General features: G+C 40.8%; 24 protein-coding genes. 21 read left to right on the forward strand and 3 right to left on the reverse strand.

The genetic code is table 11. The features are described from left to right. Positions 1-45 precede the first annotated feature (45 nt). The 5 genes from CRO04_RS05245 to CRO04_RS05265 all read left to right on the forward strand — a co-directional run bounded on the left by CRO04_RS05245 (position 46) and on the right by CRO04_RS05265 (position 5,633). Positions 46-1,680: an ABC transporter substrate-binding protein gene (locus CRO04_RS05245; RefSeq protein WP_097003184.1), complete on the forward strand. Its 1,635-nt coding sequence runs from the start codon at positions 46-48 to the stop codon at positions 1,678-1,680. Positions 1,681-1,762: 82 nt separating this feature from the next. Further along, the gene (locus CRO04_RS05250) at positions 1,763-2,716 is read left to right on the forward strand and encodes an ABC transporter permease (RefSeq protein ID WP_097003185.1); all 954 of its coding nucleotides are present in this window, start codon (positions 1,763-1,765) and stop codon (positions 2,714-2,716) included. 6 nt (positions 2,717-2,722) lie between these two features. Continuing rightward, positions 2,723-3,601, forward strand: a complete 879-nt coding sequence (locus CRO04_RS05255) for an ABC transporter permease (protein ID WP_097003186.1) — start codon at positions 2,723-2,725, stop codon at positions 3,599-3,601. Positions 3,602-3,616: 15 nt separating this feature from the next. Further along, positions 3,617-4,648, forward strand: a complete 1,032-nt coding sequence (locus CRO04_RS05260) for an ABC transporter ATP-binding protein (protein ID WP_097003187.1) — start codon at positions 3,617-3,619, stop codon at positions 4,646-4,648. Continuing rightward, positions 4,638-5,633, forward strand: a complete 996-nt coding sequence (locus tag CRO04_RS05265; RefSeq protein WP_097003188.1) for an ABC transporter ATP-binding protein — start codon at positions 4,638-4,640, stop codon at positions 5,631-5,633. Before CRO04_RS05260 ends, CRO04_RS05265 begins: the two co-directional genes overlap by 11 nt. A gap of 257 nt (positions 5,634-5,890) precedes the next feature. Here CRO04_RS05265 and CRO04_RS05270 read toward each other — a convergent pair whose 3' ends face one another. The 3 genes from CRO04_RS05270 to CRO04_RS25950 all read right to left on the reverse strand — a co-directional run bounded on the left by CRO04_RS05270 (position 5,891) and on the right by CRO04_RS25950 (position 7,035). Then, positions 5,891-6,091, reverse strand: coding sequence for a UDP-N-acetylmuramoyl-tripeptide--D-alanyl-D-alanine ligase (locus CRO04_RS05270; protein WP_097003189.1), 201 nt, complete (start codon positions 6,089-6,091; stop codon positions 5,891-5,893). A gap of 157 nt (positions 6,092-6,248) precedes the next feature. Further along, on the reverse strand, positions 6,249-6,734 hold the full coding sequence (locus CRO04_RS05275) for a hypothetical protein (RefSeq protein ID WP_097003190.1): 486 nt from the start codon (positions 6,732-6,734) through the stop codon (positions 6,249-6,251). Position 6,735: 1 nt separating this feature from the next. After that, complete coding sequence (locus CRO04_RS25950) at positions 6,736-7,035, reverse strand: hypothetical protein (protein ID WP_141400942.1); 300 nt, start codon at positions 7,033-7,035, stop codon at positions 6,736-6,738. A gap of 422 nt (positions 7,036-7,457) precedes the next feature. Here CRO04_RS25950 and CRO04_RS05285 point away from each other — a divergent pair, with 422 nt between their 5' ends. The 16 genes from CRO04_RS05285 (at position 7,458) to CRO04_RS05360 (ending at position 22,872) form a co-directional block, all read left to right on the forward strand. Further along, positions 7,458-8,189, forward strand: a complete 732-nt coding sequence (locus CRO04_RS05285; protein ID WP_097003192.1) for an amino acid ABC transporter ATP-binding protein — start codon at positions 7,458-7,460, stop codon at positions 8,187-8,189. 42 nt (positions 8,190-8,231) lie between these two features. Beyond that, a complete protein-coding gene (locus tag CRO04_RS05290; protein ID WP_097003193.1) occupies positions 8,232-9,110 on the forward strand; it encodes a transporter substrate-binding domain-containing protein in 879 nt (292 codons plus the stop codon). A 26-nt stretch (positions 9,111-9,136) separates the two neighbouring features. Continuing rightward, entirely contained in the window at positions 9,137-9,871 is a 735-nt protein-coding gene (locus tag CRO04_RS05295; RefSeq protein WP_097003194.1) for an amino acid ABC transporter permease, read from the forward strand. After that, positions 9,865-10,527: an amino acid ABC transporter permease gene (locus tag CRO04_RS05300; protein ID WP_097003195.1), complete on the forward strand. Its 663-nt coding sequence runs from the start codon at positions 9,865-9,867 to the stop codon at positions 10,525-10,527. Before CRO04_RS05295 ends, CRO04_RS05300 begins: the two co-directional genes overlap by 7 nt. A gap of 15 nt (positions 10,528-10,542) precedes the next feature. Continuing rightward, positions 10,543-11,139, forward strand: a complete 597-nt coding sequence (locus tag CRO04_RS05305) for an AAA family ATPase (protein WP_097003196.1) — start codon at positions 10,543-10,545, stop codon at positions 11,137-11,139. 171 nt (positions 11,140-11,310) lie between these two features. Beyond that, positions 11,311-12,240: a CorA family divalent cation transporter gene (locus CRO04_RS05310; RefSeq protein ID WP_166432473.1), complete on the forward strand. Its 930-nt coding sequence runs from the start codon at positions 11,311-11,313 to the stop codon at positions 12,238-12,240. Positions 12,241-12,430: 190 nt separating this feature from the next. Continuing rightward, entirely contained in the window at positions 12,431-14,101 is a 1,671-nt protein-coding gene (locus tag CRO04_RS05315) for a DEAD/DEAH box helicase (RefSeq protein ID WP_097003198.1), read from the forward strand. A gap of 132 nt (positions 14,102-14,233) precedes the next feature. Further along, positions 14,234-15,604 (forward strand): 23S rRNA (uracil(1939)-C(5))-methyltransferase RlmD, encoded by a 1,371-nt coding sequence (gene rlmD / locus CRO04_RS05320; protein ID WP_097003199.1) that lies wholly within the window; start codon positions 14,234-14,236, stop codon positions 15,602-15,604. A 308-nt stretch (positions 15,605-15,912) separates the two neighbouring features. Beyond that, on the forward strand, positions 15,913-16,407 hold the full coding sequence (locus CRO04_RS05325) for a kinase (RefSeq protein WP_097003200.1): 495 nt from the start codon (positions 15,913-15,915) through the stop codon (positions 16,405-16,407). 70 nt (positions 16,408-16,477) lie between these two features. Then, positions 16,478-16,822, forward strand: coding sequence for a recombinase family protein (locus tag CRO04_RS05330; RefSeq protein ID WP_242974348.1), 345 nt, complete (start codon positions 16,478-16,480; stop codon positions 16,820-16,822). Between the two features lie 471 nt (positions 16,823-17,293). Continuing rightward, the gene (locus CRO04_RS05335; protein WP_097003201.1) at positions 17,294-18,358 is read left to right on the forward strand and encodes a methyltransferase domain-containing protein; all 1,065 of its coding nucleotides are present in this window, start codon (positions 17,294-17,296) and stop codon (positions 18,356-18,358) included. Positions 18,359-18,640: 282 nt separating this feature from the next. Further along, the gene (locus tag CRO04_RS05340) at positions 18,641-19,558 is read left to right on the forward strand and encodes an ABC transporter ATP-binding protein (protein ID WP_097003202.1); all 918 of its coding nucleotides are present in this window, start codon (positions 18,641-18,643) and stop codon (positions 19,556-19,558) included. Continuing rightward, positions 19,551-20,300 (forward strand): ABC transporter permease, encoded by a 750-nt coding sequence (locus CRO04_RS05345; protein ID WP_097003203.1) that lies wholly within the window; start codon positions 19,551-19,553, stop codon positions 20,298-20,300. The genes CRO04_RS05340 and CRO04_RS05345 overlap by 8 nt, the downstream gene beginning before the upstream one ends. A gap of 198 nt (positions 20,301-20,498) precedes the next feature. Beyond that, the gene (locus CRO04_RS05350; RefSeq protein WP_097003479.1) at positions 20,499-21,080 is read left to right on the forward strand and encodes a TetR family transcriptional regulator; all 582 of its coding nucleotides are present in this window, start codon (positions 20,499-20,501) and stop codon (positions 21,078-21,080) included. A 342-nt stretch (positions 21,081-21,422) separates the two neighbouring features. After that, on the forward strand, positions 21,423-22,199 hold the full coding sequence (locus tag CRO04_RS05355; RefSeq protein ID WP_097003204.1) for an EFR1 family ferrodoxin: 777 nt from the start codon (positions 21,423-21,425) through the stop codon (positions 22,197-22,199). A gap of 310 nt (positions 22,200-22,509) precedes the next feature. Beyond that, positions 22,510-22,872 (forward strand): NifB/NifX family molybdenum-iron cluster-binding protein, encoded by a 363-nt coding sequence (locus CRO04_RS05360; RefSeq protein WP_097003205.1) that lies wholly within the window; start codon positions 22,510-22,512, stop codon positions 22,870-22,872. Positions 22,873-22,892 lie beyond the last annotated feature (20 nt).

Below are 22,892 nucleotides of genomic sequence, written 5' to 3' on the forward strand. Positions count from 1 at the left end.
ATTAAGGACAGATGAGTTTAGGGACAGTAAAGAAAGGAGAAAATTATGAAAAAGAATTTTATGAAACGTGCGGGCTTTCTTTTGGCAGCTGTTATGGTGCTGGGAGGACTTACCGCGTGCGGCGGCAAAGATCCGTCAGCAGAAGGTACCACAGCAGTATCCGGCAGTACAGCAGGTGGTGGCGAGACAACAGCGGATGCGGCGAATCCGTCAGAAGGAGGAGAAAGCACCTTTACCTATGCTATCGCAGGAGATCCGGGTGCCAATGTAAATGTAATTACTACCAGTGACCGTTTTGGTCTTATGACGCTTAAGATGATCTATTCTCCGTTATATATGTACAATGCCGACGGAATTAACTATTTCCTGGCAAAGAGCATTGATACTTCTGATGATAACTTATCTTACACCATGCATTTGCGTGATGACGTTAAATGGTCAGACGGTGAGAAGTTTACTGCTGACGACGTTGTTTTCACATTTGAGGCTATGGAGAAGGAAGAGAACGCAGGCTGGGCTTATTCTCAGCTGGTTTATCCGGAAGGTGCTGTAAAGATTGAAAAGGTTGATGATTATACAGTTAAATTAACCATGCCTTTCGTAAACTCTGCAGCAGTGGAGATGTTCTCCCAGATTTTCATTATGCCAAAGCATATTTATGAGAATGTAACTAATTTTGAAAATAATGATGTTAATACAAAGCCAGTTGGAACCGGACCTTATGTAATGTCAGAGTACTCTGCAGGTTCCTATGTGAAGTTTACGAAGAATGAGAGCTATTTCCTTGGCGCTCCTTCCATTGACAATATTGTATACCGTATTATTGAGAATGAGAATACAGCCATGACAGCCATTCAGAGCGGCGAAGTAGATGCATGGATCGGCACTCCGGCTCAGATAGCACAGATGGATCTGGATTCTGCCAATTTAACGGTATATCCGTATCAGGAAGGCCGCGTGGGCTATATGATGATCAATGCAGGCCGTGTGCAGAATGAGGATTTAAGAAAAGCAATTCTCTATGCTCTGGATAAAAAAGCAATTGCAGATGCAGCATTGTTAAGCTCTGATAACTATGATCTGCCATGGAGCTTCATGCCTCCAAACAGCAAGTTCTTTACAGAAGATGTGGAGAAATATGAGCAGAACCTTGAAAAGTCAAAAGAATATCTTGCTGCTTCCGGAGTGGAGAAACCAGAACTGACTCTTGGTTACAGCGGATCAGACAGTTTACAGTCCACTTCAGCACTGATGGTTCAGGAACAGCTTGAGAAAGCAGGATTTAAGGTTACTCTTGCAGGTGTTGATTCTAAGGCACTCAGCCAGCAGATGAAAGATAAGAACAATTCTTACGATATGTACTTTGGCGGTTATATTATGGGAATTGACCCTGACACTTTCTCCAGCTTATTTGAAACAGGCGCTGCATACAATTATATGTACTATGATCAGCCTGAAATCAATGAGTTGTTTGCTCAGGGACGGAAAGAAACAGACGAGGCTAAACGAAAAGAAATCTACACCAATCTTCAGAAGAAGGTTCAGGATACAGCCTGTTTCTATCCAATGTATTCCAACAAACGTCTTTTAGTGGTTTCTAAAAATGTAACTGGAATTGAAGATGCAAAGCTGGTTCCAGTTTATACCTTTGAGGACACCTCCAAGTTACAGAAGAAGTAAAATTGCAGCTGCAAAAAAGAGAGAATGGTGTTTTGCTGCCCTTAAGCAGCAGACACCTCTTTCTTTATTAAGGAGAGATGATATGGCCAAGTATATACTGAAACGGATATTAACAGCCATTCCCATGATCCTGCTCATATCGGTCCTTTGCTTCGCGCTGATGCATTTTGCGCCTTATGATGCCATTGATGCCATGACCTCCCCGAAGATGTCACAGGAAACAATCGATTTAATCAAAGCAAAGTACGGTTATGACCAGCCGGTGTATGTTCAATATATCCGCTGGCTTGACGGGATTATGAACGGTAATTTCGGATATTCCATTGTAACAAAACAAAGCATTGCTGCAGATCTTGCAGTCAGAATTCCCAATACAGTAAAACTGGTGCTTCCTGCTTTTATCACCGCTTATATTCTGGCTGTGGTACTGGGGCTTATGGCAGGTGCCAATAAAAACAAAATGGCTGATAAAATCATAGACGCAGTTTCATCTGTGGGGATCGCGGTTCCATCCTTCTGGTTTGCCATGCTTCTTATCTTTGTTCTGGGTTATAAGTTGAAGCTTCTTCCCATTGTGGGAATGCATGCGGTAGGGAAGGAATCTTCCATAGCTGACTTTTTAAAGCACTTTTTTATGCCGTATCTCACGCTTACCATTGCGTTTATGCCGCCAAATATTAAATATGTCCGTTCCTCTACTCTGACCCAGTTTTCTGAGGATTATGTTATGGTACAGAGGGCGTTTGGTGCGACGAAGAGTGAGATTATGTTTAAGCATGTATGCAAGAACGTGCTTTTACCTGTGATCACGCGGTTTGGTATCGCGTTTCGATTGCTGATTACAGGATCTATCATTACAGAGACGGTTTTCAGCTGGCCGGGAGTTGGTCCTTATTTTATCAAAGCGATACAGGGAATGGATTACCCAATCGTTATGATTATTCTGGTGCTGTCTTCCACTCTGGTTATCCTGGGAAATCTGTTCTCAGATATCCTGTACTGCCTGATTGATCCGCGGATTAAGGAAATGGGGTGACGGGACATGATAAACGATAAGAAAAATAAAGATAAATCAATTCGGATTGACAGTGTAAAGCTGGCTTTAAAACATGATAAAGCGGCTGTCATATCCCTGATCCTTTTAGGGATTATTATCCTGTTTGCACTCCTGGCTCCTTTTCTGCCCATGGAACCCAATGCGACGGATATTGCCAACAGGCTGAAAGAACCGTCTTTTGCCCACTGGTTTGGTACGGATGAAGTGGGAAGAGATTATTTCGCAAGGGTGATCTATGGCGGCAGAGTTTCCCTGATTGTGGCATTTTTAGCCATGCTCACCAGTTTAACTATCGGTGTGGCGGCAGGTACGGTAGCAGGATTTACCGGTGGAATTGTGGATATGATTCTGATGCGGATTGTAGATATTCTTCTTTCTATTCCGTGGATGGTTCTGGTAACGGTTGTCAGTATCTTTTTAAATCCAGGGATAAAATCTATTATTATTGTAATAGGACTTTTTACCTGGATGGAGATTGCCAGACTTGTAAGGGCTGAGACGCTGTCCTTAAAAGAACGGGAATTTATCCTTTATTCTGGTTTCTCCGGAGTTGGTACATGGAAAATTATTACCAGTCATATTATACCTTCGGTTTTTCCTACAATCATTGTAGCTGCAACCACCAGTATGGCAGATGCCATTATGATGGAATCCTCCTTAAGCTTTCTGGGCGTTGGAATTCAGCAGCCCATGTCTTCCTGGGGAAGTCTTTTACAAAATGCCCAGGGAACCATGCAGAACAGCTTTCATATGGCACTGATTCCGGGACTTCTGATTATAATAACGATATTTGCATTCAATAAGCTTGGTAACCTGCTTCGTGTTTATGTGGAGCCAAAGGTAATGAGCGGAGAGAAAGAGTAAAGGAGGGACGAAGAATTGGAAGAGACATTAAAAAAGAAAGAAAATATACTGTCTGCTGCAGACATTCGGACCACCTTCCATACTCATGGCAGAACAGTGCAGGCAGTGCGGGGAGTCAGCCTGTACGTGGAAGCCGGTGAGATCCTTGCAGTTGTTGGGGAATCAGGAAGCGGAAAAAGTGTACTTATGAAGTCAGTTATGGGACTGATGCCAGATAATGCAGAGGTTCAGGCAGATCAGCTTACGTTTGCGGGAGAGGATTTGCTCGCCATGAACCCGGAGCAGCTGAGAAAGTTGCGGGGGAAAGAAATGGCTATGATTTTTCAGGACCCCATGACTGCTTTAAATCCCTTAAAAACCATAGGTTATCACTTAATAGAGGTATTAAAGCGTCACCGCGGCATGAATAAGGAAGCGGCAAAAAAAGAAGCAATTGCAGTACTTGAGCAGGTAGGTATTCCCTCACCGGAGAAGCGTCTGGGGCAGTATCCCCACGAATTTTCGGGAGGCATGAGGCAGAGGGCCCTGATCGCCATGGCTCTTTGCTGCAGGCCAAAGCTTTTAATTGCCGATGAGCCTACCACAGCTCTTGATGTGACGATTCAGGCCCAGATTTTAGATCTCCTTAAAAGCCTGCAGGAAGAAACCGGGATGAGCATTATTCTCATTACTCATGATTTAGGCGTCGTAGCCAGCTTAAGCCATAGAATTGCGGTAATGTACGGCGGCCTGTTAATGGAAGAAGGAACAACGGAGGAGATCTTCTATTCTCCGAAGCACCCTTATACCAGGGCGCTTCTTCACGCGGTTCCCAAGCCACAGTCGGGCAGCAAAGAACGTCTGGAACCCATTCCGGGCATGGCTCCATCCCTGCTTGATCCGCCCTCTGGCTGTCCCTTTGCAGAGCGGTGTAAGTTTGCATGTGATGAATGCAGGAAAGAAATCCCCAGTTACCGCATTTACAGTACCACTCAGAGGGCCATGTGCATCTATTCAGGGGAAGAGCTTGACCAACAGGAAGCGGAGGTAACAGCTCATGGAAAATAATAGAAATGAAATCCTTCTGGAAGCAAGAGATCTGTGCAAGTATTTCCCTGCAAAGGACTTCTTTGGAAGAAAAAAAGCAGAAGTGAAGGCGGTAGATAAAATTAACCTTTATATCCGCAAAGGGGAGACCTTTGGACTGGTGGGAGAATCGGGATGTGGGAAATCCACACTAGGCAGAACTTTGATTCGTATGTATGATCCCACATCCGGCTCCATTTTATTTAAAGGCCAGGATATTACCGGTTTAAAAGGAAAACAGCTTCTTCCTGTTCACCGACAGATGCAGATCATATTTCAGGATCCATATTCTTCATTAGATCCACACCACAATGTACGGGAGATTTTAAAAGAGTCTCTGACTGCGGTATCCGGGTTATCCTCTGACGAGATGGAAGGCAGAATGGTGGAGATCTTAAAGAAGGTGGGATTGAAACCGGATGATATGTATAAATATGCTTACGAGTTTTCCGGAGGCCAGCGGCAGAGAATCGGTATCGCCAGAGCGCTTTTAGTGGAACCGGAGTTTCTTCTCTGCGATGAGCCAATCTCTGCCCTTGACGTATCTATACAGGCTCAGGTGGTGAATCTTTTGGAAGATCTGCAGAAGGAGATGGGACTTACCTACCTGTTCGTTGCACATGATCTGTCTATGGTTCGTCATATATCCACCAGGATCGGTGTGATGTATTTAGGAAGACTGGTGGAGATTGCTGATAGTGATGAGCTATATGAAAATCCCCTTCACCCTTACACAAAGGCACTGCTTTCTGCGATTCCGCTGGCAGATCCCAAACTTGCAGCCCAGTCCAGACGTGTCATGCTAAGTGGGGAGCTTCCCAGTCCCATGCATGTTCCAACCGGCTGTCATTTCCACACAAGATGTATGTATGCCAGGGAAGAATGCAAAAATCATATACCGGAAATGAGGGAAGTTTCTCCGGGTCATTTTGTTTCCTGTCCTTACACTGGGGGAAATAAATCTTGACTTTTTTGTAAAACTTATTATAGTAAATTTTTAACATTTAAGTTAGCTGCGGACCGCTGTACAGCTTTTAGATATTAGGCTTGCAGCGGTTTCGTATTTCTCAGAGTTTAATAACTTGGACTCTATCGTTATTACATTTCTCTAGTATCTTACAATTATTAGCCGAAGTTAAACTTTTTGTGTCTACGTTATTGACACAAGTCCGCAAGTAAATTTACACTTTCAGAATACCACAATTTCACTTCCTGACTATTGAACTATTTTATCTCTTTAAGCGTTTTCTTGTCATATTTTTTTTTGACTCGATGAAATAATGAATAGATAAGAGTGAACTCATAATAATCGGCTGTTTCTGATCGTTTGACTTTAGGTCTACCGTTTTTTATATCACAAACTTTAACAGGCGATACATTATCTCCAATAATTGTAACTGCACCAGATTTTTCTTTAAATTTCATTTTCCCTCCATAGAACGCGACTTATTGTTGTTTCTCTGTTTTAGTTATTGTTTCCATAATAAAGTAATAATACCTTTCTGTCTATATAAAACAAACCGTCTATACTTTATTACGATAGACGGTTTGTTCAGTTTTTCATTTTTATGGTCTATGTAATTTAGTCTATATATAACTCTTGTTCGTGAATTTTAGAACCATTATCATCGAATACCCTAAAAATACCTTCAGCAGTCCAATCATCACTTTGTTTACCGCTAACCCACTTTGTATGGGTAGAATAGTAACTTGTATTTGATTTTGTTTTTGATGCTGTTGTTGCTATGTGTCCATTTTTAAATAATTCCAATTCCATAGCTATTTCCCAGGTTACGGTTGGTGTAATTATAGTCTCACCTACTGTACGCCACTGGTTCTTTAAGAACTTTTTATCAATCTGCATATAATCTGTACATACAGCAACTGCGTTGCTGGCTCTGATTCCCTGATTGGTTTCAGTTCCATAAATTGATTGATTATTGCTTGTCTCTGCTACAACCTCATAATCTTTTAATGCAGAACTGTCGTTTTGAGCTGCAATAGCACTACCCGTAATGCTTAACGCCAAAGAACAAGATAAAATAAACGTTTTGATAATTTTTTTCATTTTAATCCCCTTTTTTTATTTTTTGAGTTTTTATAGGATCGGACCATAAAAATGCTTTGTAAGTACCCAGATATTCTATATCAAAGAAATCAGCATAAGGAAAAATCAGAAATCTTAAATTCTCATAATTACCTTTCTTTTGAAATGGTACACTTACTTCAAAAATTTTTTCTCGTGATTTAAAAAACATTGGATTTCCTATTATCTTCCCATCGTTAATTAACGGTACTATGGCATAAACAATTTCTTGATTTGGATTTCGTTGCAAATCAAGATCTTTGAGGATATTCTCTATGCTCAAAGCTTTTAGACTCAAATTGGTAACAGTTTTTCTGATTTTTATTTATTTTAAATATTGACAAGGGGAGATGCCTTGGGTGATATTGAGAAAACTTTCAATCAACATGCTAAGTAGGTTTTTTACTACTGATATGCTAAAACGTTGTAGACTAGCTTGTTAGTTGATTCTGTTCTGGTATATCAGATATATATTGAGATCAATACCAAACTGTGGATAGATTAACTATCAGATTATATACGGTCTGCAATGATTTTATTTACTTCATGACTTTACTCCACTAAAAAATATCTTGACTTTTCAGGTAAAACTTTTTATAATAACAACAATATCATAACGCAACAAGGCAAGGGCGCCTAAGAACTTAAGATTCTTAGGCGCCCTTATGCATTTTTTTAGAAATCAGACAGAGAGGGGCTGGAAACATGCCAGATATGGTGAAAGTTGAAAACTTAAAAAAGAACTTCGGAGACCTGGAGGTATTAAAGGATATCAGCCTTACGGTCAGGGAAGGGGAAAAACTGGTTATCATCGGACCATCCGGCTCCGGAAAATCCACGTTTATCCGTTGTATTAACTATTTGGAGGAACCAACCAGCGGTACCGTCACGGTGGCAGGAACACAGGTTACAAAGAAAAATCATTTGGAAATGGCTAAGAAATACTCATCTATGGTATTTCAGCAATTCAATTTATATCCTCATCTGACTGTTCTGGAAAATCTGACACTGGCACCCGTTAAACTTCAGCATGTTCCCAAAGAAGAAGCAAAAAAGATTGCAATGAAATGCTTAGAACGTGTGGGTTTAAAAGATAAGGCGGGTAATTATCCGGTTCAGCTTTCCGGCGGACAGCAGCAGAGGGTGGCGATTGCAAGAGCTTTATGCACAAAGCAGCCGCTGATTTTATTTGACGAACCAACCTCCGCTTTGGATCCTGAGATGGTGCAGGAGGTATTAAATGTTATGGTGGAGCTGGCTCATGAGAATATTACCATGATCTGTGTGACACATGAGATGGGATTTGCCCGTCAGGTTGCCGACCGGGTAATCTTCATGGATGGCGGCTATATTGTGGAAGAGGGAACACCGGAACACTTCTTTGAATGTCCGGAGCATGAGCGGACAAAAGCGTTCTTAAGCAAAATCCTTCATTAGGACGTTGTTTAATATATTAAAAATATCGAGGAGGAAACAATTATGAAGAAAAGAATGTTATCACTGGCTCTGTCATTGGTTATGGCAGCAGCATTAACTGCATGTGGTTCGAAAGCGCCGGAGACAACGGCTGCACCGGCAGATACGAAAGAATCAGGTTCTTCTGCAGAAGCGGACGGAGCAGCTGCAAAGGATGTACAAAAGATTATTGACCGCGGTGTGTTAAAGGTTGGCTGTAAATCAGATATTCCAAAGTTCAGTTTACAAAATACTGCAACTGGAGAATATGAGGGCTTTGAGGATGATCTTGCCTATGAGATCGCAGGTTCCATCTTCGGATGCAGCGCAGACGAGGCGAAAGAAAAGAAACTGGTGGAATTTCAGGGCGTGACTGCAAAAACCAGAGGACCTTTATTAGAGAATGGGGAAATCGATCTGGTTATTGCAACCTTCACCATTACACCAGAAAGAAAAGAAACCTATAACTTTTCCACTCCGTACTACACTGATGCAGTTGGTCTTTTAGTGAATAAGGATTCCGGAATCAATTCCATTGAGGATTTAGATGGAAAAATTATCGGTGTGGCCCAGTCTTCTACAACAAAGGATGGATTTAAAAAATACGTGGATGAAAAGGGATTAAAGGTAAACCCACAGTTCCAGGAATTTGATGGTTATCCGGCACTGGCCCAGGCACTGGCTACCAAACAGATTGACTGTTTCTCCGTTGACCGTGCAATCCTTGCAGGTTACGTAAATGACGGCAATCAGATTCTGGAAGACCGTTTTGCAGAGCAGGATTACGGTGTTGCAGCCGCTAAGGATAACAAAGGACTTGCAGAAGCAGTTGAGAAAAAAGTCACTTCCATGCTTTCTGATGGTTCTATGAAGACCCTTCAGGATAAATGGGGATTACAGTAAGCTGTTTTAAGTAAAGGAAAAATGACATGATAAAAGGTCTTTTTGATGGAAAACGATGGAGTGCTCTTTTTACGGCATTCCCCGAATATTATATCCCTGGGTTTCTTATGACGCTTCGGATTTCACTGGTAGGACTGGCGGTTTCGCTGGTCCTGGGAGTGATATTCGGCATGTTCTCCACATCTAAGTGGAAGCTGCCAAGAATCATTTCGCGAATTTATGTGGAGTTCATACAGAATACGCCTCTGGCTTTACAGGTCATGTGTTATTACTCGGTTCTGCCCATGTTATTTTCCAGCTCCGGATTTCGTATCCCTAAGTTTGTTTTAGGGGTAATCGGCGTGGGAGTCTATCATGGTGCCTACATATCCGAGGTCATAAGAACCGGAATTGAAGCTATACCAAAGGGACAGTCGGAGGCAGCCGCATCCCAGGGCTTTGGCTATCTGGAAACCATGTATCATATCATTCTGCCTCAGACGATTAAGATTATTATGCCCCCTCTTGCCAACCAGGCATTAAATCTGGTGAAAAATACCTCTATTCTGGCTATGGTTGCCGGTATGGATCTGATGTATTTTACGGATTCCTGGGGCGCTGACAGAGGGTATTTTGCCCAGGCATATTTTACCAGTGCACTGATGTACTTTATTATTTGTTTCCCGTTAGCCAGACTGGCAAGATATTTAGAGATCCGCTCCATGCGGCTGCCGGTTGCAAAAAAGCTTGATATTCAGGCAGACGAGGAGGCAGCATGCTAGAATTAATTCAGCAGATATTTACACCGGCAAATGTACTTTTTATGCTGAAGGGACTGCGGATGACGGTTCTCATCGCTGTACTGGCTACCATAATCAGTATATTTTTCGGAACCATACTGGCACTGGTCCGGACGTATTCTTCCGGTAAATGGAAGTGGGCCGGAGCCATAGTGGCGGCCTATACAGAATTTTTCCGCTGTACCCCCAACCTTTTATGGATTCTCTGGATCTACTTTACTGTGAAGGGGAATAAAGTAGGAGTATCGGTATTTGCCATATCCCTGTTCACCTCTGCAGTGATGGCAGAAATTTTCCGGGGCGGATTAAACTCCATTCCAAAGGGACAGTTTGAAGGGGCGCAGTCCCAGGGCTTTGGCTTTTTACAGACGCTGTGGTACATTGTACTGCCCCAGACGTATAAGAAGGTCATTCCGGCGCTTTTAAGCCAGGTTATAACCATTATCAAGGATACCTCATTTTTAAAGATGGTGGACGTAGCCGAGTTCATGAGAAACTGCGCAGTTGTCCTTGGCAGTATCTACGATGTACGTGGAATGATGCTGCTGTTTGGATTTGAGGCCATCTGCTACTTTGCCATCTGCTTCACACTCAGTTGTGTGGTCAGGGGATATCAGAAAACAATTGTTACCGGTTAGGGAGGTACATCTGTTATGGAGAAGTTTACGATCACCATTACCCGTGAGTTCGGAAGTCTTGGGCGTTCCATTGCCAAAGAGCTGTCCCAGATTCTTAACGTGGAGTTTTATGACCGGGATATTGTGGAGGAAGTTGCAAAAAAGCTGAATCTGCCGGTTTCAATGATCAGCAATGAGGAGGAGAAGTCCAGGCACAGCTTCTTGCCGAGGATGTTTCCGCTTGGAACGGATGAAGAGTATATGCAGGATATTATCTTTGATGTACAGAAGGATATTATTCTGGATCTGGCAAAAAAGTCCAGCTGCATTCTGGTTGGAAGATGCTCTGATTTCCTACTGGAAAAGGAAAAAAATAACATTAACATTTTTATTTATGCTTCTTACGAGAAACGCCTGGAAAACTGTGTGGAGACGCTGGGAATGACAGAGGGAGAGGCTAAAAGAATGATCCTCTCCGTAGATAAGGCCAGGAATGCATATCACAAAAAATATGCCGGCTATTTACCAGGTAATCCGGAACATAAGCAGCTGATGATTGATTCCTCTCTTCTTGGGGTGACAGGAACAGCAAAGCTGATTGCCCAGATTGTGCATCAGTTATTTGGAGCCTGATATGATTCAGAAGTTTCCTATTTAAAATAGGCCTTTTTGGCAAAACCAGGATGAGAGTCCGAAGCGTCTGCCAAAAGGGCCTGTTCTATTGACAACAGAAATGGCAGGTACTAAACTTTAATAGGCAGGTCAGGGAAGAGACCAAGTACGGGGTTTAGGAGGAAGCTTAAAGTGAGGTATAAATTAGACAAAAGACTGATTCCTGTAAAAGCCGAGGAATCTTTATCAGAAGAGGATGTGCTGATTGAAATTTTAACCAGGGACGAATACTGGAACAGACATCATACCCGCTATCAGGATCATTTGCTGGTACGTAATTTAGAGCGGGCCCAGTATTGCAGGACCGATTTGTTAAAGGACTGTGTTTTAGGTACCTTTGTAATTCCTGTGAAAAAAAATCCTCTGAAACGTCCGCTGGTATTTGGCTTTTACATGGACCAGAGCCGCCTTCTCTTTATTGATGACAGCGGGGAAACAGAACGTATGATGAAAGAGATAGACAAAGCAGAAATTTTTGATAAGACAACCCCTGCCCACCTTTTATTTGAATTCCTGGAATATCAGGTCAGGGACGAGATTGTATATCTTCAGAAATATGAGGAACACTTAACAGAGATGGAAGACAGAATCATGAGCGGCAGAAAGGAAAGGGAGGATGTACTGGGAATTATTTTAAAAACCAGGAAGGAGCTTGCAAAGGTTACCTCCTATTACGGACAGCTGATGAATATGAGTCAGACCTTAACGGAAAATTATAACGGTCTGTTAAAAAAGGATGAGCAGGCGCTGTTCCACTTATTTACCGGGAGAATGGCGAGGCTTTCGGAGTATGGAAAAGAACTGCGGGAATACGCACAGCAGATCCGTGAAATGTATCAGGTGCGTATGGATATGAAGCAGAATCATGCATTATCCTTTCTTACCATGGTGACGGCCGTATTTGCACCCCTGTCTCTTATTGCAGGATGGTACGGCATGAATTTCAAAAACATGCCGGAGCTTAACTGGACCTATGGATATCCTGTCTGCATCCTCATCAGTATCCTTTTAATAATTGGAGAAATATGGTATTTTACCCGGAAAGGGTGGTTAAAAAAATAATATATTACGGTATTTAAAGCGATTCCCTTGACACGAAAAAAAAAATCTGCTATAGTTTACTTTTGTGTGAAACGAGAGGATGAAGGTCTGAAACGTGCCTGATACCTCTCGTTTTGTTTGCGATAGTGTGTTTGTGCGGCCGTCGGCAACATAAGAACCCGGCTGGCAATGAGAAAGGAATTAATCATTTATGGAGACAGTAAGATTTGACGAATTACAACTAGATGAAAGAATTCTGCGGGCAGTAGCAGATATGGGATTTGAAGAGGCATCTCCGATCCAGACCCAGGCAATACCGGTTCAGCTGGAGGGAAGAGATATCATTGGTCAGGCCCAGACAGGAACTGGAAAGACTGCAGCCTTTGGTATTCCCCTGTTACAGAAAATTGACCCTAAGGTAAAAAAGCTTCAGGCGGTGGCCCTCTGTCCTACCAGAGAGCTTGCTATTCAGGTGGCAGATGAGATCCGCAGGCTTGCTAAATATATGCATGGTGTGAAGGTTCTCCCTATCTACGGAGGCCAGGACATTGTGAAACAGATCCGTTCTTTAAAAGACGGTACTCAGATTATTATCGGAACACCGGGACGTGTGATGGACCACATGCGCCGGAAAACCGTTAAATTTGATTTTGTCCATACTGTTGTGATGGATGAAGCAGATGAAATGCTTAACATGGGATTTTTAGAGGATATGGAAACTATCTTAAGCCAGCTTCCCGAAGAACGGCAGACCGTGATGTTCTCCGCAACCATGCCTCCTGCTATTTTAGATATTGCAAGAAAGTTCCAGCAGGATCCGGTACAGGTAAAGGTAGTGAAGAAAGAGCTGACTGTACCGAAGGTGACCCAGTATTATTATGAGGTGAAACCAAAGAGCAAGGTGGAAGTAATGTGCCGTCTTTTAGACATGTATGCACCGAAGCTTTCTGTTGTTTTCTGTAATACGAAAAAGCAGGTAGATGAGCTGGTACAGTCACTTCAGGGAAGAGGATATTTTGCAGAAGGTCTTCACGGAGACTTAAAGCAGATCCAGCGTGACCGTGTCATGAACAGCTTCCGTAACGGTAAGACAGAGATTTTAGTGGCAACTGATGTAGCGGCCCGTGGAATCGACGTAGACGACGTAGAGGCGGTATTTAACTATGATCTTCCACAGGATGACGAGTACTACGTACATCGTATCGGCCGTACAGGCCGTGCCGGCCGTGAAGGTATTGCATTCAGCTTCGTGGTAGGCAAGGAAGTTTACAAGCTCCGTGACATTCAGCGTTACTGCAAGACCAAGATCGTACCTCAGGCAATTCCATCTCTTAATGATGTTACTGCAATTAAAGTGGATAAGATCCTGGAAGGTGTTGCATCGACCATCGGCGATACAGATCTCAGCAAGACAGTCAATATCATTGAGAAAAAGCTTCTGGAAGAGGATTACACTTCTCTTGATCTGGCAGCAGCTCTTTTAAAGATGATGATGGGTGAGGAGAACGAAGACATCATCGATACCAGACAACCCCGTTCCCTTGACGAGCTGGAAGGCTTCGGCGGCGGAAACAGAGGCAGAGGAAGAAGCAACAGCCGCGGAGGCAATGGCGGAAGATATGAGTCTACCAGAGATGATATGGCCCGTCTGTTCATTAACATCGGCAAGAATCAGAACGTAAAACCAGGAGATATTCTTGGTGCCATTGCGGGAGAATCCGGTATGCCCGGTAAGATGGTAGGAAGCATCGATATGTATGACAAATATACATTTGTAGAGGTTCCCAGAGAGAACGCAGATGCCGTGTTAACTGCAATGAAGGATGTAAAAATTAAAGGTAAAAATATCCATATGGAAAAAGCCAACGGAAAAGGCAGATAAATTTTCGGGAGCTGAACAACGAAGGAAGACGGTCTGTCTTACGGGAGTTGTCCGGCTCCTGTTTTCTTTTCTTGCTTCCTGACAGAAAACAGGATACAATTAGTTCAAATGAGGAGTTTATTGGAGGAAAAAATGGCAGATTGGAAGAAAAATGACAGGTTCCAGGTGATGATAGAGGATCTGAGTGAAGCCGGGGAAGGGATCGGTAAAACAGATGGGTTCATCTGGTTTATTAAAGATACGGTAATCGGTGATCAGGTGGAGGCAAAAGCCATGAAGGTGAAAAAAACCTACGGTTTTGCCCGTCTGGAGCGAATTATAAAACCGTCAGAAAGCAGAATTACCCCTGAATGCCCGGTAGCCAGGCAGTGCGGAGGCTGTCAGCTTCAGACCATGAGCTATGAAGAGCAGCTTCGCTATAAGGAAAGAAAAATTTATGGTAATATTACCCGGATCGGCGGCTTTACCGATGTCCCGATGCTTCCTGTTATGGGAATGGACGAGCCATGGAGATATCGCAATAAGGCTCAGTTTCCCTGGGGACTGGATAAGGAAGGAAGACCAGTTGCAGGCTTTTATGCCGGAAGGACCCATGCTATTATCGGATGTGAGGACTGTTTGTTAGGCGTGGAGGAGAATAAAGAGGTATTAAAGCGGATTAAGGCCCACATGGAACGATACCATCTGACTCCTTATGAGGAGAGCACGCATAAGGGGCTGATTCGCCATACACTGATCCGGAAAGGATTCCACACAGGAGAGCTGATGGTATGTCAGGTTATTAACGGAAATCAGCTGCCACATATCGATGAGCTGGTGAAAAGCCTGCTTGAGATACCCGGAATGACAAGTATATCGCTGAATGTGAATAAGGAACGGACAAACGTGATTTTGGGGAACAAGGTGGAGAATCTTTATGGACCGGGGTATATCACGGATTACATCGGATCTGTGCAGTACCGTATCTCTCCTCTCTCTTTCTATCAGGTGAACCCGGTGCAGACAGAGAAGCTATATGGAACGGCTCTGGAGTATGCAGGACTTACCGGCGAAGAGACGGTCTGGGATCTGTATTGCGGAATCGGAACCATATCCCTGTTTCTTGCACAGAAGGCAAAGAAGGTCTATGGAGTGGAGATTGTCCCTCAGGCAATTGATGATGCAAGGGAAAATGCAAGGCAAAATGGTATTGAGAACGCAGAGTTTTTTGTAGGAAAGGCAGAGGAGGTACTGCCGGAACAATATGAAAAGAATCATATATATGCGGATGTAATTGTCGTGGACCCGCCAAGAAAAGGTTGCGATGAGAAATGTCTGGAGACCATTGTGAAGATGGGACCGAAGCGGGTGGTGTATGTAAGCTGTGATTCGGCGACGTTGGCAAGGGATTTGAAGTACCTGGCGGAGAGAGGGTATGAACTTGTTATGGTGAGAGGGTGCGATATGTTTCCGTGGACCACACATGTTGAGTGCGTAGTATTGATGTCAAGGGTTGAAAAGTAAAAGGTTTAAAAGTGTAGTAAATAAGGGGTTCTGCGTATTTTGCTGATTTGCAGAATGGCAGAACCCCTTGTAAAATGGCTATTCTACGGGAATATATCTACTGTGAAAAGTCGCATAGTTGAGTAGACAGAATTACTTTTTGGTAGGTTGAGTAGACAGATATGTTGCGAGAATAGACTAATTAATATTGGCGTAATATGCTTAGATGTTTATTAGTCGTGATATTAAATGGAAATATAAATTCATGTTAATGTAGATTATTCATATTATCTGGCAGAGTAATAAGCAGAAAATGGGAGGTATAAATAATGTCAACACTTATTATTTTAAGGGGAAATTCAGGTAGCGGGAAGTCAAGTGTTGCAAAAATGCTTCAAAGAAAAATCGGAAGAAATACTCTTTTGATTTCACAAGACATTGTTAGACGCGAGATGCTGTGGGCACATGATGGAAAAAATACGGAAGCTTTGACATTATTGATTACACTTTTGAAATACGGAAAATCACATTGTAAATATGTTATTCTTGAAGGAATTTTGAATGCAAACTGGTATAAACCATTATTTGAAACCGCTACAGAATTATATAAAGAAAAATTGTTCGCGTATTACTATGACATTCCATTTGAGGAAACACTAAGACGACATGAAACCAAAGAAAAAAAGTTTGAATTTGGAGAAGCAGAAATGCTTCGATGGTGGAATGAAAAAGATTTCATTGGGATAATTCCAGAGAAGAGTTTCAAACAGGATGTTTCTTTAGAGAGCGCTGTTAATATTATATTAAAAGACATTTCTATGTGAGAATATGAGCATTTTATGAAGCAGACAAAATCCAATTGATCAAAGGATCTGTAATTACGGAGGTTTTATCATGACCGAAAACAAAATAGTTCATTATATACCAGCGAAACCTTCAAAGAGAGATAAGCGAGTGGGTATATACTGCCGTGTGAGTACAAATAGTGTAGACCAACTAAAAAGCCTAACAACACAAGTATCGGCATTAACAAGATTAACTGCATCTACACCACAGTGGTTACTAGTGGATGTGTATATGGACATTGCATCCAGTAAAACAGGTTCTTATCGTAGTGAGTTTGTAAGGATACTGGAAGATTGTCAATCCCACAACCTAGACATCATACTCACCAAGAGTATTAGTAGATTTGGCAGGGATACGGTTGATACTCTTGAGGTTGGGGGAGAATATATGTAGTCCACCAATTCTTTATGCCCACTAAATACACATCAAAGGCTACTTGTTCATCTTCTGACTGGTAAAATAAGGCAACATCTTTGAAGTCATCGATTGCATATCATTCATCGCTATTTTCTTGGTCATATAAAAAGTCAATACCCGATAACGTTTACTTCCCAAAACATAATACTTATAATTGTATTTATTATTTACGTCATATTCATCATGGCAGATAAATCCCCATTCGGGAACAGGTTTAGCTAAAAAGAGCGGGCAGATAGCACAAAAAACTGGTTAATTCAGGCAGCGGGTTACTTAAGGGTAAGAAAATCCGATGATAGGATTAAGGTTAATTATGCGTTGGAGTATTTTGGGATGATAGCTGATTGAAAAGCTTTCTATAATAATTCTTATATAAATTCTACGATTCGTGGGTGTGATTTTACTAGTGATTGAAATATAATATCCTCAAAGAAAGGCGGTGTCGGCTTGAATCAAGTTAAAATTGGAAGATTTATTGCAAAAATGAGAAAACAGCGGAACTTAACTCAGTGTGAATTTGCTGATACTCTTGGAATTAGCAATAAAACTGTAAGCAAATGGGAATGTGGCAACGGAATGCCTGAATTGTCCCTTATGATGCCGATTTGTGAAATTCTCAAAATCAATCTTAACGAGTTATTTTCAGGAGAAAAGCTGACCGATGCAGACTACAAAAAGAAAGCAGAGGAAAATATTATGAAACTTATCGAAGAAGCAGAGAAAATGAAAAAGAACATTGTCGGTGGTAAAGTTTTAGGTAAGGTGGCTAATATTGATATAAATGTGGGCGAAGCCCATAAAACTAATATCGAGTTTTGGAATACAATAGGAAGTGAGTTTTTGGGTGTAACAGCTTTACCAAAGTGGGGAGGTTATTTACCATCAAAGGAGAAGTTGAACTTACTTGGAGATTTGTCGGATAAAAGTGTGCTCGAAATCGGTTGCGGTAATGGTCATTCCTTAAAATATGTTGCAGATTTAGGGGCAACTGATTTGTGGGGGGTGGATATATCTGCAAATCAAATTGAAAGAACTGAAAATTATCTTCAGACACAAGGAATCAGTGCTAAACTAATTTGTTCCCCTATGGAGGATGAATGTGGAATACCAATTGATTATTTCGATTTAGTTTATTCTGTTTATGGAATTGGTTGGACAACAGGCTTGGATAAAACCTTTAAACGTATTCATTCTTATTTGAAAAAAGATGGAGTATTCGTTTTCGGTTGGTCACATCCCATTCATAAATGTGTGTCAGTTGAAGATGGTAAACTTGTTTTTAGTAATTCCTATTTTAATGAAGAATGGTATTGTGCTGATATGGGCAACAAAGAAATTATGCTTTCTAATCGTATGTTGAGTACATATATTAACTCTTTAGCCAGAAATGGTTTTATTGTTGAAGAACTTATCGAAGAAACTGACAAAGAAAAAGCAATGGCATCAGATAATGATTTTGGCAGAAAAGCATTAATGTTGCCAACGGCTTTTGCCATTAAGGTGAGAAAATAGATGGTTTACGGATGGGGTAAGGTGATATTTACGCCATGTAGTATAACAAACATCTTTCACCGCACGTGGAGACGGTTTGTCTGCTAAACGGAAGACCCGTTGTTGATGAAACGATTGAAAATTAAGTAAAAGACTATGGGAACCCTTGAAAATAGGCTCTGACACGATAAGTGTCAGAGTTTTTTTCTATTGTGACAGTAGGTTTCTTGGCTTTTGCAACACTGGAACGGATAATAAATTTGTGGTCAGCAGTATAGAAATCCGCAGAAAGGAATAATGGTTATGGAATTTATTATTGAAACAAACAATCTCACTAAACGATATGGAACTGTTACTGTTGTTGATAAAGTAAGTCTTCATGTTCCAAAAGGGAAGATTTATGGACTGCTTGGCAGAAACGGAGCCGGGAAAACTACCGCAATGAAAATGATGTTGAAACTTACTTTTCCAACAGATGGAACTGTCAGACTATTTGGTAAAGACTATAAGGACAATGAAACTGCTATTTATAATAAAATAGGTTCGATTATTGAAACACCAGGGTTTTATGGTAATTTAACAGGGTATGAGAATTTATATATTCTTGCTAGATTACGAGGACAACTTTGCAAAAATGCAGTCTTAAATGCTCTTGAAATTGTGGGGCTGCATGAAGAAAAAAGAAAGATCTTTGCTGACTATTCCCTTGGCATGAAACAACGGCTTGGTATTGCCGCTGCCCTGATGCACGATCCAGAGCTACTTATACTTGATGAACCAATTAACGGACTTGACCCAATCGGAATATCAGAAATCCGTTCATTTCTATCTAAACTTAGCCACGATAATGGCATCACTATTTTTATATCAAGCCATGTTTTAAACGAGATTGAGCAGATTGCAGATATTATTGGTGTTATGCACAAGGGACGTTTGATTGAAGAGTTTGATATAGCAGAGCCACACAAAAGAAACCGAAAATACATTCAATTTGATTTGTCGGATGGACATGCGGCGGCAGAAATTTTAGAAAACCACTACCAAATCACAGACTTTACGGTGCATGATAATACGCTGAAAATTTACGATTTCAGTCATAGTATAGGTGACATCAATCGTGACTTTGCCTTAAACGGACTTCTTGTCACAAAGATAAATACTAGTGAAGAAAACTTAGAGGAATATTTCACTAAACTGATTGGGGGTGGTGGCATTGCGTAATCTTATCTATTGTGAACTACTAAAATTAAAGCGGTCAAAAATAATACCAATTAGTATTACAGGAGTACTGTCCACACCATTGTTAATGCTATTAGAGGCTGTGCAAACTCATTATGATAACCCAGAGTTTGTTTTTACCTTATCTGACGTTTACAACAGCAGTATACTCTATACCATGCTACTGACAAATATGATGGTTTATGTGGCAATTGCTTCATTCTTATTCAGTAGAGAATATACAGAAAGTACACTTAAAACTATATTACCCATTCCTGTCTCTAGAACAAAACTACTGTTTGGCAAGTTTTGTTCCTTACTGCTTTGGATTGTTACTCTTAATATTGTGACATGGGCAGGTATTTATGTCGTTTGTGGAATATACCACGCTGTTTTTACACTGAAAGAATACAGCTTGCTTGTGGCAATTGAATGGTTTCCAAAGTTTCTATTAGGCGGTATCCTAATGTTTTTAACAACTTCTCCTTTTGTATTTGCTGCAGGGATAACCAAGGGATTTGTTGCGCCTATGATTGGTTCTGCTGTTATCGTCATGGGCAGTGCAGCTCTCGCAAATCAAGAATGGGGTGCATTATATCCGTGGACAGCCACATTTTTTCTTGTGCAGGGCAAAATTGAAAGTACTGGCTACCCTACTGCCTTATCTTTGGGAATCATATTTATGTTATCGGCAGTCGGTTTCTTTATGACCTATCACCATTTCAAAAGGGAAGATTTGAAATAATGGAACTAATATTTAAACGCCACACTATATCAAATTATGACTCAGCAAGACAAAATCAGAAGAAATTCCTGTCGGCCAGTGACCGGCAACAAAAAGGAAATCCGGTACTCCATTTTGCTAATGTTACAAATGAAGTAATTTGATACTTGAAATTAAACATGATATAATAGGAAATAAAACAGGAAAGTGGTAATTAATTTGAATAAGAACTCGTTAGATAAAGAAACAATACTCAATGCAACAGAAGAAGTTATTCGCCGTTTCGGACCAGAAAAAGCGAATATTTCTGACGTAGCGAAATTATTAAAAGTTAGCCATGCTGCCCTTTATCGGTATTATAATGGGAAAACCGACCTTTGGAATGCTGTTACAGAACGCTGGCTTTCATATTTGCATGCTTCTATAAAGGATATTTTAAAAGAAGATAATTCTGCTGATATTAAGCTTATTCATTTACTTGAAGACTATGCAGAAGCTAAACGCAACAGTGCTATTGAAGATCCGGAAATGTTTGCAAATTACATTAAACTAGCACAAAGCTCTGCGGGAGTCATAGAAAAAGGTATAGAAGAAGGCATTAGCTATATTGAAGAGATTATAGTACAAGGAATTGCGGAAGGTGTATTTTTTGCGGAATCACCTTATCAAGCGGCAAGAGCCGTATATCTTGCAACCAGCGTCTTTATCCATCCAAACTCATTTGAAGATACTGATCGAAAGCAAAAAATAGAATCTGTTATTAATCTTCTGATTAGAGGACTTAAAAATCCTGATAGATGAATCGAATTGCTGCCCTTGACAGTCCCAATTGGAATTGTTGTGGGCATGAATTATTTGTATTCCAAGATTCAGACTATGTTTAAAATCAAAGATGGAACAACATTCTTTAGCAAAAAAATGATATGTTACAAAATAAATATATTGTAACATATCACAACACGTGGTATTATTAATATAACAAACTACAAATAATAAATAATGTAACATGTAATATTAGTTCCAGGCAGCTGCTCACTTAGTTTTTCTTGGTCCTATTACAACTCTTGATATGGTCGAGTGTACAGACTCAAGAACTCTTGAACTGGAGTTAGATGATTTAAGTTAAATAGGAGGCTATGCAAATTGAAAAGTATTATTTATTATTTTACAGGAACAGGAAATAACTTACAGGTAGCTAAAAAAATAGCCGAATCATTACCGGATTGTAAGTTGGTATCTATGGGTAAAGGGAGACATGACAGCAATGAAGTGTATGATTATATAGGTTTTGTATATCCGACATACGCTTTCAATTTGCCGCGAAGAGTAACACAATTTATAAGCGAAATGTCACTTGAAAAAAGTAAAAACGCATATTTTTTTGCTGTGACTGGCTGTGGTGGCGCAAGCGGTGTTGCGTTAACTGCCCTTGCCAAAATTTTGGAAAACAAAGGTATAACACTTAATTTTGCAGAGAAAATCAGTATGGTTTCAAATTATGTTGCGATGTATAAAATGAACGAGAGAAACCCGGAGAAATATCAAATTGCTACCGATCGTATACCTGCATTGGTACAAAAGATTACAGCCAAAACGCAGCAGCCCGCAGGTAAGGTAAACGAGCTTCTTAATGTATCAACTTCTATTGCCCCCAAATTAATATTCCCCAGAAAAGACAAAGGGTTTAATGTTTCCGACGCTTGTACGGGTTGCGGAACCTGTGAGGCAGTTTGCCCTGCTGCCAACATAGTAATGAAAAATAAAAAACCGAGTTTTAATCACAATTGCGAACAATGTATGGCGTGTGTGCAATGGTGCCCTAAGATGGCTATTAACTATAAGAATAAGACACAAAGCAGAGGACGCTATACTAATCCCAGTATTAGTTTGAAAGAATTGATAGAAGGCAATAACAGTTGACTGTAAACTTAGACAGCATACGAAATCTAAGTACTAGTGAACACATCCGTATATTGTGAGTCGAAAGACCGCTTGTTTTCATCCTTTTAGGAAGAAAAGAGTGGTCTTTCTTGCGTTTCACATTCGACCACATATGAAACTTTGCATAATCATCATTAGCAGCACCAATCTGACACCACACATATTGAGTAGAAGCATGCCAATTAGAAATTTTAAATATTTGTAATTGGCATTTGACAAAAACCATTATGAATAGTAATATAGTAATTAGCATATGCCCATAAAAACAAGAGCGAAAAAGAGGTACAATATGAAAATTGCAATATCAGCAACAGGTCAGAATAAAGAAAGCCTATTGGATAGAAGATTTGGTAGGTGCGATTATTTTTTGATTTATGACACAGAGTCAGGAGAATTTAAAACAATAGGAAACGCTGGTGTATCTTCTGGAGGAGGAGCTGGAATTGCAGCAGCAAGCCAAGTGATAGAAGAGAACGTATCAGTGATTATTACCGGCAAACTTGGTCCGAATTCATTTGAATTGATAGAAAAAGCCGGAATCAAGGCGTATAGTTGTGATGCATTTCCAGTATTTAGAGCAATTGAAATGTTTCAAAACAATGGACTTACAGAGATTAACGCTGAAGGAAGTGCACATCACGGAATGAAATAGATGAATACGAGGAGAATGGC

It is taken from the genome of Lacrimispora amygdalina, assembly GCF_900205965.1.
Lineage (GTDB): Bacteria > Bacillota > Clostridia > Lachnospirales > Lachnospiraceae > Lacrimispora > Lacrimispora amygdalina_A.